Source organism: Asaia lannensis NBRC 102526, assembly GCF_024054035.1.
Classification (GTDB): domain Bacteria; phylum Pseudomonadota; class Alphaproteobacteria; order Acetobacterales; family Acetobacteraceae; genus Asaia; species Asaia lannensis.
The window spans coordinates 12674-32969 of sequence record NZ_JAMXQU010000015.1; the positions used below are offsets into that span (position 1 = coordinate 12674).

General features: G+C 60.1%; 15 protein-coding genes. 8 read left to right on the forward strand and 7 right to left on the reverse strand.

Annotated features, from left to right (window positions below; translation table 11 throughout):
* The first annotated feature begins 48 nt into the window (after positions 1-48).
* The 6 genes from lepA (at position 49) to NF685_RS13890 (ending at position 9920) form a co-directional block, all read left to right on the forward strand.
* On the forward strand, positions 49-1851 hold the full coding sequence (lepA, locus tag NF685_RS13865; RefSeq protein WP_222548600.1) for a translation elongation factor 4: 1803 nt from the start codon (positions 49-51) through the stop codon (positions 1849-1851).
* A gap of 44 nt (positions 1852-1895) precedes the next feature.
* Positions 1896-3416: a glycosyltransferase family 2 protein gene (locus tag NF685_RS13870; protein ID WP_252850085.1), complete on the forward strand. Its 1521-nt coding sequence runs from the start codon at positions 1896-1898 to the stop codon at positions 3414-3416.
* Between the two features lie 192 nt (positions 3417-3608).
* Positions 3609-5705, forward strand: a complete 2097-nt coding sequence (locus NF685_RS13875; protein ID WP_252850086.1) for an AsmA family protein — start codon at positions 3609-3611, stop codon at positions 5703-5705.
* A gap of 60 nt (positions 5706-5765) precedes the next feature.
* Positions 5766-7007 carry an alkaline phosphatase family protein gene (locus tag NF685_RS13880; RefSeq protein WP_252850087.1) on the forward strand — a complete coding sequence of 414 codons (1242 nt, stop codon included), beginning with the start codon at positions 5766-5768 and terminating at the stop codon, positions 7005-7007.
* Between the two features lie 135 nt (positions 7008-7142).
* Positions 7143-8501 carry an NCS2 family permease gene (locus tag NF685_RS13885; protein ID WP_252850088.1) on the forward strand — a complete coding sequence of 453 codons (1359 nt, stop codon included), beginning with the start codon at positions 7143-7145 and terminating at the stop codon, positions 8499-8501.
* Positions 8502-8735: 234 nt separating this feature from the next.
* The gene (locus tag NF685_RS13890; RefSeq protein WP_222548437.1) at positions 8736-9920 is read left to right on the forward strand and encodes a M20 aminoacylase family protein; all 1185 of its coding nucleotides are present in this window, start codon (positions 8736-8738) and stop codon (positions 9918-9920) included.
* Between the two features lie 349 nt (positions 9921-10269).
* Here the strand turns inward: NF685_RS13890 and NF685_RS13895 are convergent, their stop codons facing one another.
* The 4 genes from NF685_RS13895 to hpnD all read right to left on the reverse strand — a co-directional run bounded on the left by NF685_RS13895 (position 10270) and on the right by hpnD (position 15074).
* Positions 10270-10899, reverse strand: coding sequence for a nucleoside phosphorylase-I family protein (locus tag NF685_RS13895; RefSeq protein WP_222548438.1), 630 nt, complete (start codon positions 10897-10899; stop codon positions 10270-10272).
* Between the two features lies 1 nt (position 10900).
* Entirely contained in the window at positions 10901-12823 is a 1923-nt protein-coding gene (gene shc, locus NF685_RS13900; RefSeq protein WP_252850109.1) for a squalene--hopene cyclase, read from the reverse strand.
* Positions 12824-12914: 91 nt separating this feature from the next.
* Entirely contained in the window at positions 12915-14201 is a 1287-nt protein-coding gene (gene hpnE, locus NF685_RS13905) for a hydroxysqualene dehydroxylase HpnE (RefSeq protein ID WP_222548440.1), read from the reverse strand.
* Positions 14202-14204: 3 nt separating this feature from the next.
* Complete coding sequence (hpnD, locus tag NF685_RS13910; protein WP_252850089.1) at positions 14205-15074, reverse strand: presqualene diphosphate synthase HpnD; 870 nt, start codon at positions 15072-15074, stop codon at positions 14205-14207.
* A gap of 145 nt (positions 15075-15219) precedes the next feature.
* Here hpnD and NF685_RS13915 point away from each other — a divergent pair, with 145 nt between their 5' ends.
* Both NF685_RS13915 and NF685_RS13920 read left to right on the forward strand, forming a co-directional pair.
* Positions 15220-15672: a cupin domain-containing protein gene (locus tag NF685_RS13915; RefSeq protein WP_373317840.1), complete on the forward strand. Its 453-nt coding sequence runs from the start codon at positions 15220-15222 to the stop codon at positions 15670-15672.
* Positions 15673-15763: 91 nt separating this feature from the next.
* Positions 15764-16945, forward strand: a complete 1182-nt coding sequence (locus NF685_RS13920; protein ID WP_252850090.1) for a pyridoxal phosphate-dependent aminotransferase — start codon at positions 15764-15766, stop codon at positions 16943-16945.
* Positions 16946-17011: 66 nt separating this feature from the next.
* Here NF685_RS13920 and hpnC read toward each other — a convergent pair whose 3' ends face one another.
* Genes hpnC through hpnA form a run of 3 tightly spaced genes read right to left on the reverse strand, consistent with a single transcriptional unit; the run spans position 17012 to position 20054 of the window.
* Positions 17012-17872: a squalene synthase HpnC gene (gene hpnC, locus NF685_RS13925; protein WP_252850111.1), complete on the reverse strand. Its 861-nt coding sequence runs from the start codon at positions 17870-17872 to the stop codon at positions 17012-17014.
* Positions 17873-17889: 17 nt separating this feature from the next.
* Complete coding sequence (locus tag NF685_RS13930; RefSeq protein ID WP_373317841.1) at positions 17890-19041, reverse strand: glycosyltransferase; 1152 nt, start codon at positions 19039-19041, stop codon at positions 17890-17892.
* 11 nt (positions 19042-19052) lie between these two features.
* Positions 19053-20054: a hopanoid-associated sugar epimerase gene (gene hpnA / locus NF685_RS13935; protein ID WP_252850092.1), complete on the reverse strand. Its 1002-nt coding sequence runs from the start codon at positions 20052-20054 to the stop codon at positions 19053-19055.
* Positions 20055-20296 lie beyond the last annotated feature (242 nt).

A 20296-nucleotide genomic window follows, 5' to 3' on the forward strand; every position in this document is an offset into this window, starting at 1 on the left:
GGTTTCTCCCCAATGACAAGAACAGCGCAATCGCTTATGTATCGCGCCATGACCGGCACGCCCCTCTCCCAGATCCGCAATTTCTCGATCATCGCGCATATCGATCACGGCAAGTCCACGCTGGCTGACCGTCTGATCCAGGCCTGCGGTGCGCTCACGGCACGAGAAATGAAGGAACAGGTGCTCGACAACATGGAGCTCGAGCAGGAGCGCGGCATCACCATCAAGGCGCAGACCGTGCGCCTGACCTACCCGGCCAAGGATGGCAAGACCTATATCCTGAACCTCATGGACACGCCGGGCCATGTCGACTTCGCCTATGAAGTCAGCCGCTCCCTTGCCGCCTGCGAGGGCTCCATTCTGGTGGTCGATGCCTCTCAGGGCGTCGAAGCGCAGACACTGGCCAATGTCTATCAGGCCATTGATGCCAATCACGAGATCGTCCCGGTTCTGAACAAGGTCGATCTGCCTGCCGCCGATGTCGAGCGCGTGCGCGCCCAGATCGAGGAAGTGGTCGGCATCCCCGCCGATGATGCGGTCGAGGTTTCGGCCAAGACCGGCCTCAACATTGAAGGCGTGCTCGAAGCCCTCGTCACACGCCTGCCGCCACCGAAGGGCGACCCGAACAAGCCGCTCCAGGCCCTGCTGGTCGATAGCTGGTACGATCCGTATCTGGGCGTCATTATTCTCGTACGCGTCATGGAGGGCACACTCAGGCGCGGCGACAAGATCCGCATGATGCAGGCGGGCTCGACCTATCATGTCGATCAGGTCGGCGTGTTCCTGCCCAAGATGACAGCCGTCGAATCGCTCGGTCCGGGCGAGATGGGCTATATCAATGCCGCCATCAAGACCGTGGCCGATGTGGCCGTGGGCGATACCGTCACCCTTGATCGCAGCCCTGCCGAGAAGCCTCTCGCCGGGTTCAAACCATCGATCCCCGTGGTGTGGTGCGGCCTTTTCCCCATCGATGCCGATGACTTCGAAAAGCTGCGCGATTCGCTCGCCAAGCTGCGCCTGAACGACGCCTCGTTCCATTTCGAGGCAGAAACCTCGGCAGCGCTTGGCTTCGGCTTCCGCTGCGGCTTCCTCGGCCTGCTGCATCTGGAAATCATCCAGGAGCGTCTGTCGCGCGAGTTCAATCTCGATCTGATCGCGACGGCACCGTCCGTGGTCTACAAGATGTATCTGACCAACGGCACGCAGGAAGATCTGCACAACCCGGCCGACATGCCCGACCCCGGCAAGATCGAAAAGATCGAGGAACCGTGGATCAAGGCGACCATTCTGGTTCAGGACGAGTATCTGGGAAGTGTGCTCACGCTCTGCAGCGAGCGTCGTGGCATCCAGATGGATCTCACCTATGTCGGCAACCGCGCCATGGCCGTCTACCGCCTGCCGCTCAACGAGGTTGTGTTCGATTTCTACGACCGACTGAAATCGCTGACACGCGGCTATGCCAGCTTCGACTACCAGATCGACGGCTATGAAGAGAGCGACCTCGTGCGCATCTCCATTCTCGTCAATCAGGAACCGGTCGATGCCCTCGCCTTCGTGGCGCATCGCTCCGTCGCAGAGACACGTGGACGCGCCATTTGCGGCAAGCTCAAGGATCTGATTCCCCGCCAGCTCTTCAAGATCGCCATCCAGGCATCCATCGGTTCGCGCATTATCGCGCGCGAAACGCTGGGCGCCCTGTCCAAGGATGTGACGGCCAAGTGCTATGGCGGCGATATCTCGCGCAAGCGCAAGCTTCTGGAAAAGCAGAAGGAAGGCAAAAAGCGCATGCGTCAGTTCGGCAAGGTTGAAATTCCGCAGAGCGCGTTCCTCGCCGCCCTGAAAATGGACTGACACGATCAGTCCAACCCAAGAACAACAAGAAGGAACACCACGATATGGCCTCTGCCGCAGCCGTCCTTTTCGTCAAGAACGATGCTGACGATATCGGCTGGTGGATCGCCTATCACCTTGCCATCGGCTTCAACGCCCTGATCATCTATGACGATCATTCAACCGATGGCACTTGGGACATCATCCAGAACGCCGCAGGACTTTACCCTGTCGAAGCGCATCGTGCCGATCGTCATGCAGGCACATCCCATGCCCAGCGCCGCTCGAACGCGTTCGCTCAGGCCTTGGAAGCCTGTCGTACCCGTTTCGACTGGGTAATCTGCCTCGACAGCGACGAATACGTCTATTTCGACGATCATGACGATATCGGCCGTTATCTCGATAGCTTTGCCGATGCCGACGCCATCATGCTCAACTGGTCCGTTTTCGGCTCGAACGGTCATGTCGGTCGCCCTGCCCAAGGTCCGATCGCCGCCTACACAAAGCGCGCAGAGCTCGATTTCCCCGATCACCGCGCGGGCAAGACCTTCCTGCGCCCTGGCGCCTATACCGGGCATTTCGTCGATGGCTGCCATTTCACGCTTGATCCGTCACGCCACGTCCACGCCGATGGTACGGCCTTCGACCCGGCACGAGCAGCAAGCTGGCAGGGCGCCCGTATCCTGCATTATGTGACGCGCAACCTGACCCATTACACCCGCCGCCTTGCCCGGCTTGGTGCCGGTCAAAGCGCGCCCGATCTGTGGTCGCACTACAACCGTAACGACGTGCAGGATCTGGCAGCGCAGCGTTTCCGCCAGGCCACACGTCAGGTCGCGTCGCGGCTATGGCGTTCCAGCCTGGAGGCGCTCTACTGGCGTCTGCAGAAGGATATCAAAGCGAATAGCCTGAGTTTCCTGCCTGAAACCGCCTTTACGGTCAGAGAGCATCGCAGTCTTGCCATGCCACGCCCGTTGCACTTTGCAACCCTGAGTACAGAGTCAGGCGAAACTCTCGTCTACGATCCTGAAACACATGGGCTCGTACTGTCTCCTGCAGTCTCTTCGCACGAACAAAGCCGGATTGTTCTCGTGACAGAAGCGTCGGACCTGTCATCGCGCACATCACAGACAGGCTTCCTCCTCCTTCCACCTAACGATACCGCCCCTCTCGATTCGGGCGATTGTCTGACGCGCTGGATACCGGTCGACATAACCGCCGGCGTTCCCGCCCATCGCGACGACGCGTTCGCACAGCAGGACGAGCAGAGGGTCACCCTGCATGCCGACGGGCAGGTCATGGCACGGATGGAGAACGGTCAGATCGGATTCATAGGCGGAACGCCTCTTGCGCTCTACGCCTGCACCTTCACCCCCGACACGGCCCTTGAGACACGACTGCGCCCCTATCTTGCCCTGCGCGGCCATGGCAACAGCCTGCACGATTTCTGCACCGGCATCGACCTGCTGCGTGCGCCTCAACCCGACGCCATGGCCTGCGCCCTTGCAAGCCTCTCGAACGAGGCCCGCGCAGTGCTGGGAAGCCGCTATAGCGGCTTCCTGCCGCCCTGGATGTATGCGGCGTAAAACACCCCTGACCGCTCTGCGGATCCGGTCGAATGGCCGGGAGAGACCCTCTCAAGGAACTCCCGCCCCCCTTATCTCGTAAATCAGGACATGACAGCCTTCAGGGGCGGGGTATGGCCATGGCGTTTCCGCCGTGCCCGGGCCCCGCCCCTGAATGCAAATTGTTCCTGATGCAGCAGAAAGGCAGAGCACGTGGCAGAAACCGGAAATCCCCCGACCCCGCCGCGGAGACGCCCTGTACGCCGGGTACTCGGCATTATCTCAGGGGCTCTTGCCGTTCTCCTCGTTCTGCTCATCCTGTTATGGAACTGGGACTGGTTCGTCCCTCTGATCGACAGACGCGCGAGCGCTGCGCTTCATCGTCCGGTGACGATCGCCCATCTGCATGTCCGTCTCGGCCTGACCACGTCCGTTTCGGTAGACGATCTCAAAATCCAGCAACCAGAAGGCTTCGAGTCCGAAAAAGAGCTGTTCGCCAGCGCGAAAAAAGCGACCGTTTCAGTCAATGTATGGCGCTATCTCACCCATAAGGGGCTGGAGATCCCCCTGATTGCTCTGGATACGCCCAGGGGCGATATCGTCGCACTTGCCAATGGCAGGAACAATTACAGCTTCACAGACCCGAACGCGAAGCCTGCCCCTGCAGCGCAGAACCAGTCGACCGAGTTGCCGAAAATCGGAACCCTGACCATCACCGATGGCGATATCCGTGTGGCCCTCGCCAAGCTCAAAACCGACATGCATGTGCTGATGCACACCACCCCGGTCAAAGGCGATCAGGACGGTACGATCGTCATCGATCTCAAGGGACGCTACGCACAGGCCCCCATTACGGGACATATCGTGGGCGGCTCTCTGCTGACCCTGACGAATGCCTCCCATCCCTATCCGATCGATGCACGCCTCGAGAACGGCCCCACCTATGTCACACTGCGCGGTACCGTCGACGATCCCCTGCATTTCAAGGGGACGAAACTCGTTTTGCATTTCGCCGGCCCCGACATGTCGCTCCTTTATGCCCTCACGGGAATCCCCATTCCGCAGACACCGTCCTACAGCATTGCAGGCAATCTCGATTACACGGCAGCCCATATCCGTTTCACGAACTTCGCCGGGAAAATGGGCTCATCGGACATCGGCGGCACGATCTCCGTCGACCCGCAGACCAAGCCTATTACGGTCGATGCCAACCTTCACTCACGCAACGTGGATCTGAAGGATCTTGGCGGCTTTATCGGGGCCAAGCCCGGACATGAAGAGAGCAAGAAGGCCGCCACGAGCGACCGTATCCTGCCCTCCACCCCGATCAATGTGCCGAAGCTCAACTCGGTCAATGCCCATCTGGTCTATAAGGGCGATCATATCGAGAACAAGGATATGCCTCTCGACAATATCGTGGCCGATATTGCCGTGCAGGACGGCGCCATCGAGATCAACAAGCTGAATTTCGCCGTCGGCAATGGCACGCTTGGTCTGTCCGGTGCGCTGGACCCGGTGGCCAACGGCCAGTTCAAGACCCATTTCAAGGTCGATGTATCGCGTCTTTCCATTCAGCGTCTGATGAAGGCAACGCAAACCTTCAAGGGCGAGGGAACGCTCGGAGGGCATATCACGCTGGCCGCAACCGGCAATTCCATTGCCTCCCTGCTGGGCAACGGCGATGGCGGGATCACGCTCGTCGTCGACCATGGTGGCGATGTCTCCGCCCTGCTGCCCGATCTGATGGGGCTCAAGGTCGGTAGCGCCATTCTCTCGGCGCTGGGCATTCCGCAGCGCTCCGATCTCAAATGCTTCATTGCCGACATGCCTTTGCGCAATGGCATTCTCAGCACGAATTCGCTGCTGCTGATGACCAACAACACGCGTACCCTCGGGGGTGGCAGCGTCAACCTGCGAAACGAAACGCTGGACTATCACGTCACGACGCGTTCGACCTCGTTCAACATTCTTTCCTTCCCCGGTCGGGTCAATATTTCCGGTCCGCTGAAAAGCCCCACCATCATGCCGGGTGCCGAGATCATCGGCCGGGCGGCGGCAACGGCCGGGCTCGCAATCGCTTTCCCGCCTGCCGCTCTTCTACCCACCATCCAGTTCGGCGTCGGCAAGGGCAGCGCCTGTGAAGACGCGCTGGGCAAGGCCAATGCCGACCCGGCTGCCGGCGTCAAACCCGGCGCCACAACCGGGAGCGGCCCCGCCAGCGTTCAGGCGAACAAGCCTGCACCGCCTGCCCGGAAGCTCACACGCAAACAGATCCACTCCGTCTGGAAAGAGCGTCTCAAGCAGAACTAGCCCTTTCGTATCGCATGCAAGACGATTGATCCCTGCGCGCCATCCTGCCAGTCTGCGGTCATGGCGCGCATCCCCCTCATCTTGACCCTGTTCCTATGTCTGGCTGGCTGCGAGAGCACCTCGCCCCCAGGACGAACCGACACTGTCTCCGGTCTGCCCCCTGTCATTCTGGTATCCATCGACGGTTTCCGTCCGGACTACCTGCAAAAGGGTGACACGCCGACACTCGATGCCCTTGCGGATGACGGGGTTTTCGCCCGGATGCACCCGTCGTTTCCGTCCATCACCTTCCCCAACCACTACACGCTCGTGACCGGTCTGCGCCCCGATCACCACGGGGTCGTTGGCAACACGATGATCGATCCCGACATTCCGGGAGAAATTTTCAGTGTCGCAAGACATACGGGGGTGGACGATCCGCGCTGGTGGGATAACGGAACGCCCGCATGGGTTACGGCACAGATGCACGGCCTGATGAGCGCCTCCGTTTTCTGGCCCGGATCCGATGTCCCCATTCTCAATACGCGTCCCGATATCTGGTCGCATTTCGATGCGAAAAGCTCACCCGCCCAGAGAGTCGACACTGTATTGTCTTGGTTCGACCGTCCGGCGGAAAAGCGTCCAGCTCTCTCACTGCTCTATTTCGACGGGGTCGATCATCACGGTCATGTGGACGGGCCTTTCTCGCCTGAAACGCGTGCAGCCTCACACGCTGTTGACGATGCCCTTGCCACCCTGATTGCAGGGCTCAGACAACGTCACGTGCTCGCCAATCTCATCGTGGTCTCCGATCATGGCATGGCCGAGCTGAGCCCGTCGCGCGTCATTCCGCTGACAGACCTTGCGCCTGTACAGACCATGTCCATCGTGACTTCAGGTCCCTATGCCGGGATCAACCCTGTCCCGGGTCATGAACGTGAGCTTGCGAAAGCGCTGAGCACCCCACATCAGCATGTGACATGCTGGCCCAAGGCCCAGATCCCGTCACGCCTGGAATACGGCCATAATCCCCGCGTTCCTGCATGGCTCTGCCTGGCCGAAACCGGCTGGACCCTGACACGCGATGCGCATGATCGTGTTTCCAAAGGCGGACATGGCTATGACAATCTGTCACCCGCCATGACTGCCACCTTCATTGCCTCGGGGCCCGCCTTCATGTCGCATCGCACTCTGCCGACAATCGATAATGTCGACGTCTATCCGCTGGTCATGATGCTTCTGGGCCTTCTTCCCGAACCCAATGACGGATCTCTTGTGCCGCTCCAGAGCGGTCTGCGCGATACGTATCGCGCCATCCAGTAACACCCCCTGACAAGAGGGCCCGATCTGCACGGGCAAGAGCGGGTGTTCTCCCGGGGGCTTCATTCCTCTTGTCGACGGCCCCTGTGCCCACCTAGAAGGACGCCACGCCATCCCCAAGCCAGGAGCCCGCCCCACGTGATCTCATCCCCGCTTTCTTCCTGGCTGGACCGACATTTCAGGATCGGACAAAGAGGCTCGACCGTTCAGCGCGAAATTCTCGCCGGGCTGACCACGTTCGGTGCCATGGCGTATATCATGGCCGTCAATCCGGCCATCATGGCCAATGCCGGCCTGGCGCAGCACGACATGATTATGACGACCATCGCGGCGGCCATCTGCGGTACGCTTCTCATGGCGCTCTTCGCCAACATGCCCATTGCCCTGGCTCCGGCAATGAGCAGCAATGCGATTTTCGCGCAGATCGTCGTCAAGCAGATGCATGTCGATGTGCGTACGGCATTTACCATCGTGCTCCTCGGCGGCGTGGCCTTCACCGCTCTCTCGATCACCCGCCTGCGCCACAAGATCATACAGGCCTTCCCCGAACCGATCGTCCTCGGCATTCAGGTGGCCATCGGTATCTTCATTGCACGGCTCGGAATGGTGACGGGCAATCTGGCCGTCGTTGCACCGGATGGCTTTCATTTCGGCGCGCTCAGCGACCCTTCGGCCCTGCTCACGCTGTTCGGCCTCTTCATCGCTGGCGTCTTCATGGTGCTGCGCGTTCCCGCCGGCATGCTGCTGACCATTATCGCCGTAACGGTCGCCAGCCTGTTCGTCCACAAGAATGGCCATGCGCTGGCAAGCCTCCCGACGCATCCGATGGAATGGCCCCATTATCCGACACAGCTGCTTTTCCCGTTCAATTTCGGCGATTTCTTTTCTCACCTCGAACTGCTTCTGCCGATTACGCTCTATTTCCTCATCAGCGACTTCTTCGATGCCACGGGCACGATGTACAGCGTGGCCAATCGGGCAGGACTGACAAAACCCGATGGCTCGACACTGCTCGGTCGCGCTGCCTTTGCCGCAGACGGATCGGCCAGCATGATCGGTGCAGCACTCGGCACCAGTACCGTCTCTGCCTATGTCGAAAGCCTCGTCGGGGTCGAGGCGGGCGGACGTACGGGCCTGACAGCCCTTGTCGTTGCGCTGCTTTTTGCTGCCTCGTCCATTTTCTGGCCTCTGATCGTCATGATCCCTTCCGAGGCAACGGCTCCGATCCTGATTCTGGTCGGCCTGTCCATGCTCTCAGCTCTCGGACAGGCGGCCAACCAGTCGAAAGAAGCGCTTCTCACGCCTGCACTGATGCTGCTTATTGCCGTGCTGACCGGTAATTTCATGATCAGTCTGGCGCTCGGTCTCCTGTTCTACTCCCTGATGCTGCTGGTCACGCGTCAGTTCGTGCGTCTCACCCCTATGGTCCTGGGTCTCGATGCCGTTTTCCTGTTCTATCTGGTGCTGATCAGCCGAACCGGCCTTGGCCAAGGCTAGGGAAGCACTTCTCCGGACCTCGCTTTTCCGGTCCTGTTGCCTCGATTTTTCCGGACGTCGGTTTCCGGGGCATCGGTTTAGAGAGCATCGGGTCCGGTTGCACACCGATACCGACGCGCTGCTCCTCGTCTTGTGAACCCGGATCCACACCAACCAACCAGCTCCCCAGATCGTTGACCGAGTCAAGTAGGCCCCGCTGCCAAGGGGCCACATCAACGAAAAAGGGCATCTGTCATGTCTTCCCTTCTCGACGCACTCGCTCCACTCAAAAGCGAATTCGTCGCCCTTCGGCACGATCTGCACACCCATCCTGAACTCGGCTTCGAAGAGAAACGCACGAGCGATATCGTGGCCGACAAACTGCAATCCTGGGGGTATGAGATCGAGCGCGGGTTCGCCGGTACCGGGTTAGTTGCCACCTTGCGCAATGGCAGGAGCAAAAAAACCATCGGGTTACGGGCCGAGATGGATGCGCTTCCTATCCTCGAAAAAACCGGCCTGCCCTGGCAGAGCGCACAAACCGGCGTCTCGCATATGTGCGGTCATGACGGGCACACCACCATGCTGCTCTGCGCCGCCAGATATCTCGCCGACAAACGCCCTTTCGATGGCACCCTGCATCTGATTTTCCAGCCAGCGGAAGAACTTCTCTGTGGCGGAAGCCGCATGATCGATGACGGGCTTTTCGACAGATATCCCTGCGATATTCTCTTCGCCCAGCACAACATGCCCGGCTATCCGAGCGGCAATTTCTACTTTCACAAAGATGCCAGCATGGCGTCGTCGGATACGGTGCGCATCACCCTGAATGGCATGGGCGGCCACGGCGCCTTTCCGCAGAAATCGCATGATCCTGTCGTGGCTTCCGCCCAGCTCGTCCTGGCCCTTCAAAGCATCGTGTCACGCAATATCGACCCGTTCGCTCCGGCAGTGGTAACGATAGGCGCACTCAATTCGGGTAGCGCCGCCAATGTCATTCCTGACAAGGCCGAGCTGCTTCTGAGCATACGCACGATGACCGACGCGACACGCCAGCTGGTTCTCAAACGGGTAAGCGACCTCGCCGCGGCCATCGCGAAAGCGCATGAATGCGAGGCCATAGTCGATCATCTCAATGGCAGCCCGGTTCTGGTGAACAGCAGCACAGCCATCGATTTCGCCCGTGAGGTCGCATCCGGGATCGTCGGAGCGGATCACTGCCATGAAAGCCCTCCCTTCATGGGAAGCGAGGATTTCGCGTTCATGCTGCAAGCCCATCCGAATGGCTGCTACTGGTTCGTTGGCAATGGTACCGAGGGCTGCAACGGCACACCGCTACATAATGGCGGCTTCGATTTCAACGATGACAACATCGTCCCCGGTGCAGCGCTGTTCGTCGGACTGGTCGAGAAATATCTGGCCCCTTCCGACAATGCGTGACCGTGTCTCCCACGGACGAGAGCAGATGCGGGGGCAAAAAACCAAGCATCCACACTGCGATAACTTGAACAAAGTTTGCTTGTGACAATCGAGATAAAAAATTTTGCTTATACAAATAGGACAAAATAAACATTTCTGCCCATTTTCGGCCACAGTCATATCGTTAAACAGATTGGTGATACCGGGAGCGTGATGCAAAACTTCCTCGGTATCACCACCATTCCACCGATAGTCCGATAATCCTGTTGAGCTTCATGGGGTAACGTGACCCTTGATATCGGTCAGGTATTTTCGTCCATCCGCCAGGCCTCAGTCTTTTCGTCACCGGACTGACCTGTCTGGACGATGTTCAGGGCAGTGTGGAGAGAAAACGTCCCATGGCGTCGCGTGCCAACGAGGCATCGCGCCCCAAGGCCATCAGTGCAGGGATCTGTCCTGGCTGGCGTACCAGGCTTGCTGCCAGCTTGAGCGGAGAAATACCCCCATCGGCCAGAACGTCGTGCGCTGCGGGCGGCAGATCGCGGCGTGCGTCGTCACAGACGACGCGCAATACCGCAAACGGCAATCCGGTCCGCGCCACGAAACCACTCTCCATATCGACGGCCAGACAGCCGGTACGGGCATAGAGCATCGCCTTCTCGGCCCCCGTTGCCACAAGGGTATCGCTATGAAGCATACCGCCATGCAGGACACCGGCCTCTCCCACGCCAAACCGTCGTGACAGGCCCGCATCCGTCTTCAGGCGCTGCCCCTCTGCAATCACCCATTGCGGAACGATAATCGCACCGGGTTCGAGATCGGGCGCAAGGCCGGCTGCACAACCGAATGACAGCAACGAAGTAACGCCGCTTTCAAGCAGGCGCGCAACCGCACGTTGCGCGCCCTCTTTCGTTGCCCCGCTAAGAGCGATGGGGAGCCCGGGCACATGAGGCCTTATCAGACGCGCCTCAGCCTTGAGCCCGACAAGTATACCGAGCATCTCAGAACCCGTGCTCGACACGACCCGAATTGCTCAGCCCAAGATTGCGGAAACGCGACAGGGCCATAAGCGGAAAGAACTGCTTGTAACCATGGTAGCGCAGGTAGAACACCTTGGGGAAACCGACCGCGTTATAGGGCTTTTCTTCCCATTCGCCCTTCTTGTTCTGCTGCGATACGAGATACGAAATGCCGCGCTTGACAGCTGCGGTTTCGCGACGGCCTACCGCCATGAGGCCAAGAATAGCCCAGGCCGTCTGGGTCGGCAGGCTCATATCGTATTCCCCGGGTGTGGCGCCCTCGTACGAGGCACAATCCTCACCCCAGCCACCATCCTCGCGCTGAACGCTCTCCAGCCATGCCACGGCACGCTCGACCGCAGGATCGTCATGCGGAACACCTGCGATATTGAAGGCGCAGAGCACGGACCAGGTGCCATAGATATAGTTGGTGCCCCAGCGCCCGAACCAGCATCCTTCAGGCTCCTGCTCTCGACGCAGATAGTCCAGGCCGCGCTCGATCACCGGGCGGTCTTCTGCAAAACCGAGCTCGCACAGGAAGGAAACACAGCGTGCCGAGACGTCGGCAGTCGGCGGGTCGAGCAGCGCGCCATGATCGGCAAACGGAATATGGTTCAGCGCATCCAGATCATTGTCGATATCGAAAGCACCCCAACCGCCATTGGTGCTCTGCATGCCGATAATCCACTCGCGGGCACGGGCAATCGCTTCCTTGTTGCCTTCCGGATCCTCGCGATTGAGCAGCATGCCGACGACAGCCGTATCGTCCACATCGGGGTAGTAGTCGTTTTCGTACTGGAAGGCCCAGCCGCCCGGACGCACATCAGGGCAGTTGATGGCCCAGTCGCCCTTCACATTCAGGATCTGACGCTTGCGCAGCCAGTCCATGCTGCGTCTGAGTTTCTCGCGCGTCTCTTTGGGCCGTGTCGCATCAGGACCCGACGCGGCCTCCGCCATGGCAAGACCGGAAAGCCCCGTATCCCACACAGGCGAGACGCAGGGCTGGCAATAGGTTTCATCCCCGTTGGTGACCAGAAGGTCCTGGATTCCCTTCCAGGCCAGTTCCACACGAGGGTCGGTGTCGGGCACACCCATGCCGCGATACATCATCACCACATTGGCCATGGCGGGATAGATCGCACCCAGCCCGCCTTCGCCCAGTCGCGGCTCGATGAAATCGATCGCCGCCTTGATCGCCTTCTTGCGCAGCGCTGCAGGAAAACGCGGCTCGATGGGCCGGAGCACCGTATCCACCTTCTTGAATACGTGACCCCAGATCGAGCGATACGGGCCGCGAATCCAGTCCTTGACCTCCTCGGGCGGCGTAACGAACAGTTCCTGGATATGAATATTGCGCGGGTTGATCGCACGCGGCTCCAGCGTGCGCAGCACCAGAAGCGGCGCGACCACGCTGCGCGACCAGTATGACATGTTCCACATCGAGAACAGGGCAGCCTTGGGCATGAGCATCAGCTCGACCGGCATGACCGGCGTCGCGCGCCAGGGGACTTCTCCGAACAGCGCCATCTGGATGCGCGTGAACACATTGGTACGCGCTGCCCCACCACGATCGAGAATGGCCTCACGGGCACGCTTCATGTGAGGCGCATCGATATCGTCACCGATCGCCTTGAGCGCGAAATAGGCCTTCACCGAAGCCGAGAGGTCGAACCCGCCATCGTGATAGAGCGCCCAGCCGCCATGCGTCCCCTGCGTCCGGCGAAGATACACACCGATACGGGCCTGCTTCGCGTCGTCGATGCGATCGAGATAGTGCTCAAGCAGCACGTATTCCGCGGGGATCGTCGCATCGGCTTCAAGCTCGAACACCCAATGTCCGTCTTCGTTCTGCCGGTCTGACAGCGCCGCATGAGCAGAATCGATAGCCTGACGCACCTGGCCCATATCCGCCTCAGCCGGGATGTCGGCCTCGTGACGCTCCAGAACGTCGGAATAGATCAACATTGCCCGCGCATGTCCTTTATTCAGTTCAGTATCAATGTGAGAGACCCAGAGCCCTGATGGCCTCTGTGCCGGAACCGATCGCCCCTTCGATGGTCGAGGGGAATCCCGTCTGCGTCCAGTCTCCGGCCAGAGCCAGATTGGACAGGGCCGTGCAGGCCTGAGGCCGCAGACGATCCTGTGCCGGGGTCGCGGCAAAAGTCGCACGCTTCTCACAGACCAGACGCACAGGCGGAATGGCCTCCGGCAAAGCCTCGACAAGCACCGGCCCGACAGCCTGACGGATTTCCGACCAGATCGTGGCGATCAGTTCATCGTTATCCCGCGCAGCATAGCGATTGGCCGCACTGACAGTCACGGAAAGAATTTCGCCCTTGAGATAGACCCATTCCGCCACCCCGCCCACGAGACCGACAAATCCGGTCCTGCCCAGCATGCCACGCGCCGTCACCGGGGCAGGCAGGCGATAATGAACGTTGATAATGCTCTCATATGCATCGGGGGCCGTGAAATCCGGCAGATGCTCTGCAAGGAGGTTTCTTGCGACCGGAGAAGGAGCCGCGAACACGACACTGTCCTCGGGGCCGAGCACGATCGTTTCCTGACCGAGCTTCAGGGCGCTCACGCGCCCATCACGCACCTCAAGACCGGAAATACGGGCGCCGCAGCGGACCTCACCCTGTAGACGTCTCAGATGCGCAACAGCCGGATCGACAAAACTCTCCGAAAGTCCCTCAGACGGATACCAGGGGCAGCATGCCGTACCCCCCAGTGCCAGCGTCTCGCGTATGATCGCCGCCAGAAGCGTCGCGCTCGCCGTATCGAGAGGCGTGTTGAGCGCCGAGATGGCGAAAGGCTCCAGCAGTCGCGTCGTGAGCATGCCATCGCCCAGAAACATGCTGACCGTGTCGTCCGGTCCGGCCTTGAGCAGACGCGTCAGCATGCCAAGCTCGCGCAGCTTCATTCCAGGGACACGCCGCCCCTTGGAGAATGCCCAGAACGGCACGCGCCCTCTGGACAGTTTCAGCGTCCAGCCCAGATTGGCAGAGAGATCGAACCAGGGAAAAACCGGCTCGCCCGGACCTGTCAGGGTCTTCTCGGCGCCAATCAGTCCAAGATACCGGAAACTGGCCTTGTTGGCCGAGAGAAGCAGATGATTCCCGTTATCGATACGCGCATCGAGCGCCTTGTCGTAATAGGAACGCGCCCGACCGCCACAGGCCGGCCCAGCTTCATAAACGGTGACTCCTGCACGTCCGATGACGTCGACCGCAGCGGAAAGACCGGCCAGCCCACCACCTATGATATGCACATGTGTCATGGGTCAGCGATAATAAGCGAGAAGCGAGCGCAGGATGCGGCCCGGCTTGCTCACCTTTACCGGGCGTTCCGGATGCTGCCAGCCCCGACGCAGCAGCGCTGTCAGAATCGGACGGTAAGAAGCCGCCATGATCCGGGCAGGACGCATGGCCACAGTATCGCATTGCTTCATGGCACGACGGGCTTCACGGAAATGATCCGCAGCACGCACCGCCACAATGCGCGCCAGCGGATCAAGCCCTCGTGCATAGACCGCTTCCTGTGGATCGAGCGGCACATCGTAGCGCACAAGCAGTTCACGCGGCAGATAGAGACGTCCCTTGTCGGCATCTTCCTGTATGTCGCGCAGAATATTGGTCAGCTGCAGCGCTCTGCCCAGATGAAAGGCCACCTTGTCGGCAGCGGGTGAGGAATCGCCGAAAACACGTACCGAAAGACGGCCGACTGCTGAAGCCACGCGGTCGCAATACAGATCGAGTGTCGCCTCGTCAGGCGCGATGACCGGACCGTTGGCATCCATCGCCATCCCGTCGATCACCGCTGCGAAATCCTGCTTGCGCAGGCCGAAACGGGAGATTGTCGCGACAAGCACCCTGTCCAGCGCATCGCGTGTCTCACCTTCGTAAAGGCGCTCTATCCGTGCGTGCCAGTCCTGCAGCGCGCTGTTGCAATCGGCCACCTGCACATCGCCATCGGCAATATCGTCAACTTCACGGCAGAAAGCATAGACGGCAAACATGCCGTAACGGCGTTCGGCAGGCAGGATCTTCATGCCCTTGGCAAAAGACGTTCCGGCGCGGGTCACGATCGTTCGGACATGATCGAGATCGGCCGTGGAACAGCCCAGCACCGCTTCCTGTTGAAACCCGCTCACCGCTTCATCCCTGTATCATCCAAGAGCCGCGCCTTTTACCCGCAAAAGGATCAAACAGCAAAATCCTCCTTGGCCTGTCTGCGTTCAACCATCGTCATCCGTCATTCCGTTCCTTTTTCCCGTTCCTTTTTCAAGGAGACTCCTCATGCGCCTCTTTCCGCTCCCCCTCATGGCTCTTGCCCTGACATTCGTCAGTTTCCCGGCGTCTCCGGCCAGAGCGCAGAACACCGCTTCCGCTCATGCCGATCACCTGCTCAAGGCCGACCATTCCTGGAACGGCAAGCCCTATACGGCCTATCCTCCCGGACCGCCCATGCTGACCACAATCCGCCTGACCATTCCACCTCGCACAGCCCTGCCCTGGCATACCCACCCCGTACCCAATGCAGGCTATGTGCTTGAGGGTCAGCTGACCATCCAGGACAAGGAAAGCGGCGCGAGCCACGTATTTCATCAGGGAGAGGCCTTCGCCGAGAGCGTGAACGACGCCCATCGCGGAGTCTCAGGCGATACGAGAACGGTGTTGCTCCTGACCTATGCCGGCGGCAATAATCTTCCGACATCGATCCCCCTCAAGGGTCAGAAGAACGAATACTGACGAAAAGGGCGCAATTCCGTTACGAAAATGATTTGACAACCGTAACGAATCCCTCTCTCCTTGACGTCATCTGATCACCGGAGAAACGCTCATGACCGCGCCCCTTACCCAGGAAGCCAAGGAAGATTTGCTCGAACGTGGCTATTCACGTCGCCATTTCGGCCGCCTGACCAGCCTGCTCGGTATGAGCGCCGCCCTGACCCAGTTCGGTTCTTCCGCTTTCGCTGCAATCAAGGCACCGGGCGACGATCCGTTCGTGGGTCATCCGGATATGGTGCGCATCGGTAGCAACGAATGCTGGACCGGCCCTTTCCCGACCGCAGTGACGGCCGGCCAGGCCCAGGTGCCTTTCGGCAACCGCTACGAGCCCGACCATCTGCGTTCCACATTGCTGCGCACGGCCTCTTCCGTCGAGAACATCTCTGAAGAGCATATCCTGCCCTGGCCCGGCTCAAGCGACCCGCTCTGTCGATCGGTCGTGACCTTCTGCTCACCCGGACGCGGACTGGTCACGGCCAACCCGACCTATGAAGCCGCCTGGCGCACCGCAGACTGGATGAAAATCAAGCTGACCCGTGTGCCGCTCTCGGCCCATAACGGCTATGCGACCGATGTACGCGCCATGCTCAAGGCCGACCCGAATGCGGGCGCCTATTACATCTGCTCGCCCAACAACCCGACAGGCACCGTCACCCCGCTGGAAGACATCGCCTGGCTGGCCGACAACAAGCCCGCTGGCTCGGTCATTATCGTCGATGAGGCCTATATCCATTTCTCGGGCGCTCCCAGTGCCATCTCTCTGGTCAAGCAGGGCAAGGATGTGATCGTCCTGCGCACCTTCTCCAAGATGTTCGCCATGGCCGGTCTGCGCCTTGGCCTGTCCTTTGCCCGTCCGGACCTGCACAAGCGCATGATGCGCTATGACGGCCCGAACATGATCTCGATGCTCAATATCGTGGCGCTTGCCGCCGGTGCCGTCAGCCTGACCCAGGCCGATGCCATCAAGGCCCGACGCGACGAGATGATCGCCGCACGCAGCATGACCTTCGATCATCTTGCCAAGCGCAACATCCGCATCGTACCCGGCAGCCAGGCCAATATGTTCCTGGTCGACTGGAAAAAACCTGCAAGCCAGATGAAAACGGCGTTTGCTGCCAAAAAGGTCGAGATCGGCCGTAACTGGGATATCTGGCCCACAATGTCGCGGGTCAGCGTCGGCTCGATGAAGGATATGGAAGCATTCTGCGCGGCCCTAGATCAGATCCTGGCCTGATCGGTCGGCATCAACCCGATCCGCAGAAAGGGGGCGCCATTCCCGGATGGCGCCCCCTTTTTTATTCTAGCGTCTGACCAGTGCGATCAGCCCCTTGCACAAGGCAAACACAGCATCGACACGTCCGAGTTTTACACGATCTGCAACCGGGTCTTCACGGCGCAAACGGGCTGCCAACCGGTGCGAAAGCGCAACCACGACCGCGCAGTAGGCGCGCATACGGCGATCCCTGACCATAGCCGGTAGATCTGCCGCCTGTCTGTTCAGACGATCGACCTCATCAAGCAGGCGATCGAAAACGCGACGCAGGCCGGGCTTGCTGCGCGCAAGCAGAACATCCTCTACCTGCGCGTTTTCCGCATCCAGCATATCCTGAGGAAGATAGGACCGATCGAGCGTCCTGAGATCCGAGGTCACATCCTGCAGATGGTTGATGACCTGCAGGGCACTGCACAGCGCGTCGGACAAAGGCAGGGTCCTGGCATCCTCACCGTGAAGCAGCAGCAGGAAACGCCCGACGGGATTGGCCGAGAAGCGGCAATAATCCAGCAGCGCATCCCAGGTCTCGTAGCGGTTCTTGACGGCATCCTGACAGAACGCCGTGATCAGATCCGAAGCCGTCTCGAACGGAACACCGGTCTCGACAAGATGTCGACGCAAGATCGCAGCCGTCTGGGCATCTGCACGCTGGGGGGCTTCACGTTCGCCACGCAAAACCTCCTCCATCCCGCGCAGCCGGGCAATTTTGGCTTCGGGCGTGAGCGTCGCGTTATCGACCATGTCATCGATGACACGCGCGAAATTATAGTAGGCGACAATATGCTCCCTGTTGGCCTTCGCAAAAAGCAGCGAGCCCACGGGAAAATTCTCGTTATCCGCCCCTTTGGCCGATGTCACATCGGCCTCACCCCAGACAGGGTCGGGCATTCTGGCTGCGGCATGCATCAGGCGTGGGTCTCCTCGGTATAAAAGCGGCTCTTCCACTGGACCCCACGGCCACGATGATGATCGAATGCCGACCCCAGAGTCGCTGCCATGTAAAAAGCCGCAATCACGGGAAGAAACAGCGCCCGTACAGGCGAGAGCCTGAAACGCGACAGCGTGGGCAGGAACGAGATCACCGCGAGAAAGAGCGACGCCCCACCCATCGCTCTGGCACGCCCACGCCCGAACAGGGCGAAATAGACCGGCGCCAGCCAGACAAGCCCCATACCCAGCACGGTACATAAGAGAATAAGGGGCGAATAGCGCAGCTGCACATAGGCGGTGCGGGCGATCATGCGCCAGATATCTCCCGCCCCCTGATACGGCCTGATCGACCACGCCAGCATGCTATGCCCAAGATAGAGCTTGCCGCCTGCCTTCTTGATATCGCTGGCCAGAGAGCAATCGTCGATCAGCGCGCCCCGGACCGATTCGACGCCTCCGATACGATCGAGCATCGCACGGCGCACAAGGATCGTCCCGCCTGCGGCACCGGCGACCGGCGAGGCCGGATCGTTCACCTTCTCGAACGGGTAGAGCATGGCGAAGAAATAGACGAAGGCAGGAACCAGCATACGTTCGGCAGCACTTTCGCAGTTCAGCACAACCATTTCGGACACCATGTCCAGCCCGTCGCGCTGCGCCTTTTCCACCAGCGTTTCCAGATGCAGGGCCGAATGCAGGATATCGGCATCAGTCAGCAACACGAAGCCATCCGCATCGATCTTTTCGCGCGCCAGACACTCGCCCTGATGCACCGCCCAGAGCTTTCCGCTCCAGCCTTCCGGTCGCGGCTTACCTGTCAGGACCGTCAGACGCCCCTGCGGATCGGCCACCTGTCGCGCCAGCGCCCCCGTGCCGTCCGTGCTGCCATCATCGACAAGTATGACACTCAACCGGCCCCTGTAATCCTGCTGCACGAGGGTCGCGAGACAGGACTGGATGGACTCCGCTTCGTCACGGGCCGGTACGACAATGGCCACATCGGGCCATCCGGCCATTTTCCCCTGAGACGCCGGCACCGTGCCGGGTGCGAGACGCTCACCTGTCTGCCAGAAGCGCCCATGCGCAAAAAGCAGCTTTCCCCACGCAACCAGCGCGGAGGCTGCCATCACATTACCAATCATCTGGTCGCAATCCGCCCGTGCTCTCGAAACCATGTCACGGCATCGGCCACAGCCTCACGCGCAGGGCGCGGGGCATAGCCCAGCTGTTCCTGCGCCTTCAATGAGGTGAAGAACATCATTTTCTTCGACATCGCCAGGGTCTCGCGCGTCACGCGCGGTTCGATCCCGAAACCGCGTGCCATCCATTCCGACACGACAGCCACAGGCTGCAGCCAGGACTGCTTCAGCTTGATGCGTGGCGGCTTGACGCAGGCCACTTCGCTGATCAGCGAGAAGAAATCGCCGAGCATGTAATTCTCGCCACCGAGGATATATTTCTCCCCGATCGTTCCTTTCTCGAGTGCCAGCGCATGACCCTCGGCCACATCGTCCACATGCACGATGTTCAGGCCGCTATCCACATAGGCAGGCATGTTGCCCGAAGCGACATCCACGATCATCTGCCCTGTCGGGGTCGGTTTGATGTCGCGCGGTCCGACCGGCGTGGAGGGGTTGACGATCACGGCAGGCAGACCGCGCTCGCGTACCAGCCGGAGCACTTCCTGTTCCGCACGGTATTTGGAGAGTTTGTAGACGCCGATCACATCGTGTTCAGTGACTGGCGTCAGCTCATTGGCCGGACTGCCGTCCTTGGTGAGCCCAAGAGCTGCCACGGAGGAGCAATACACCACACGCTCCACACCGGCATCGAGTGCCGCCATCATGAGCCGCCTCGTCCCCTCGACATTGGCCCGCATCATGACAGCCGGATCGGGCACCCAGAGACGATAATCGGCGGCGACATGAAACAGATAACGGCAGTTCTCAAGAGCAGGCGCAAAACTCTCCGGCGCAGTCAGATCGCCCGTCACCAGATCGGCATCGAGCCCTTCGAGATTCGAGAGATCGGCCCCCGCACGCACCAGTAATCTGATCTTGTGCCCGCGCTGCCTGAGAATACGCGCCACTGCAGAGCCAACGAAACCGGTCGCGCCGGTAATCAGTGTGTATTCACCCATGCCAGGCCCTGATGCTCTCATTTATTGCAAATCGTTCCCGCACCATACCGTCCGTGCAAGGACAAGCAACTGGCCCGTGATGGCTTTTTCGTCATATTCCGCCCCGGAGTAGCGGAAGCTGACTGTCTGGTGTAGACAGCCGCGAGCACTCGACAGCGCGACATATTTTCAGATTGCCACAGAAGCATTGCCCGACCTCCAGCATTACCCGACCCTTCTCCGGCCGGATGGTGCGCCACCGA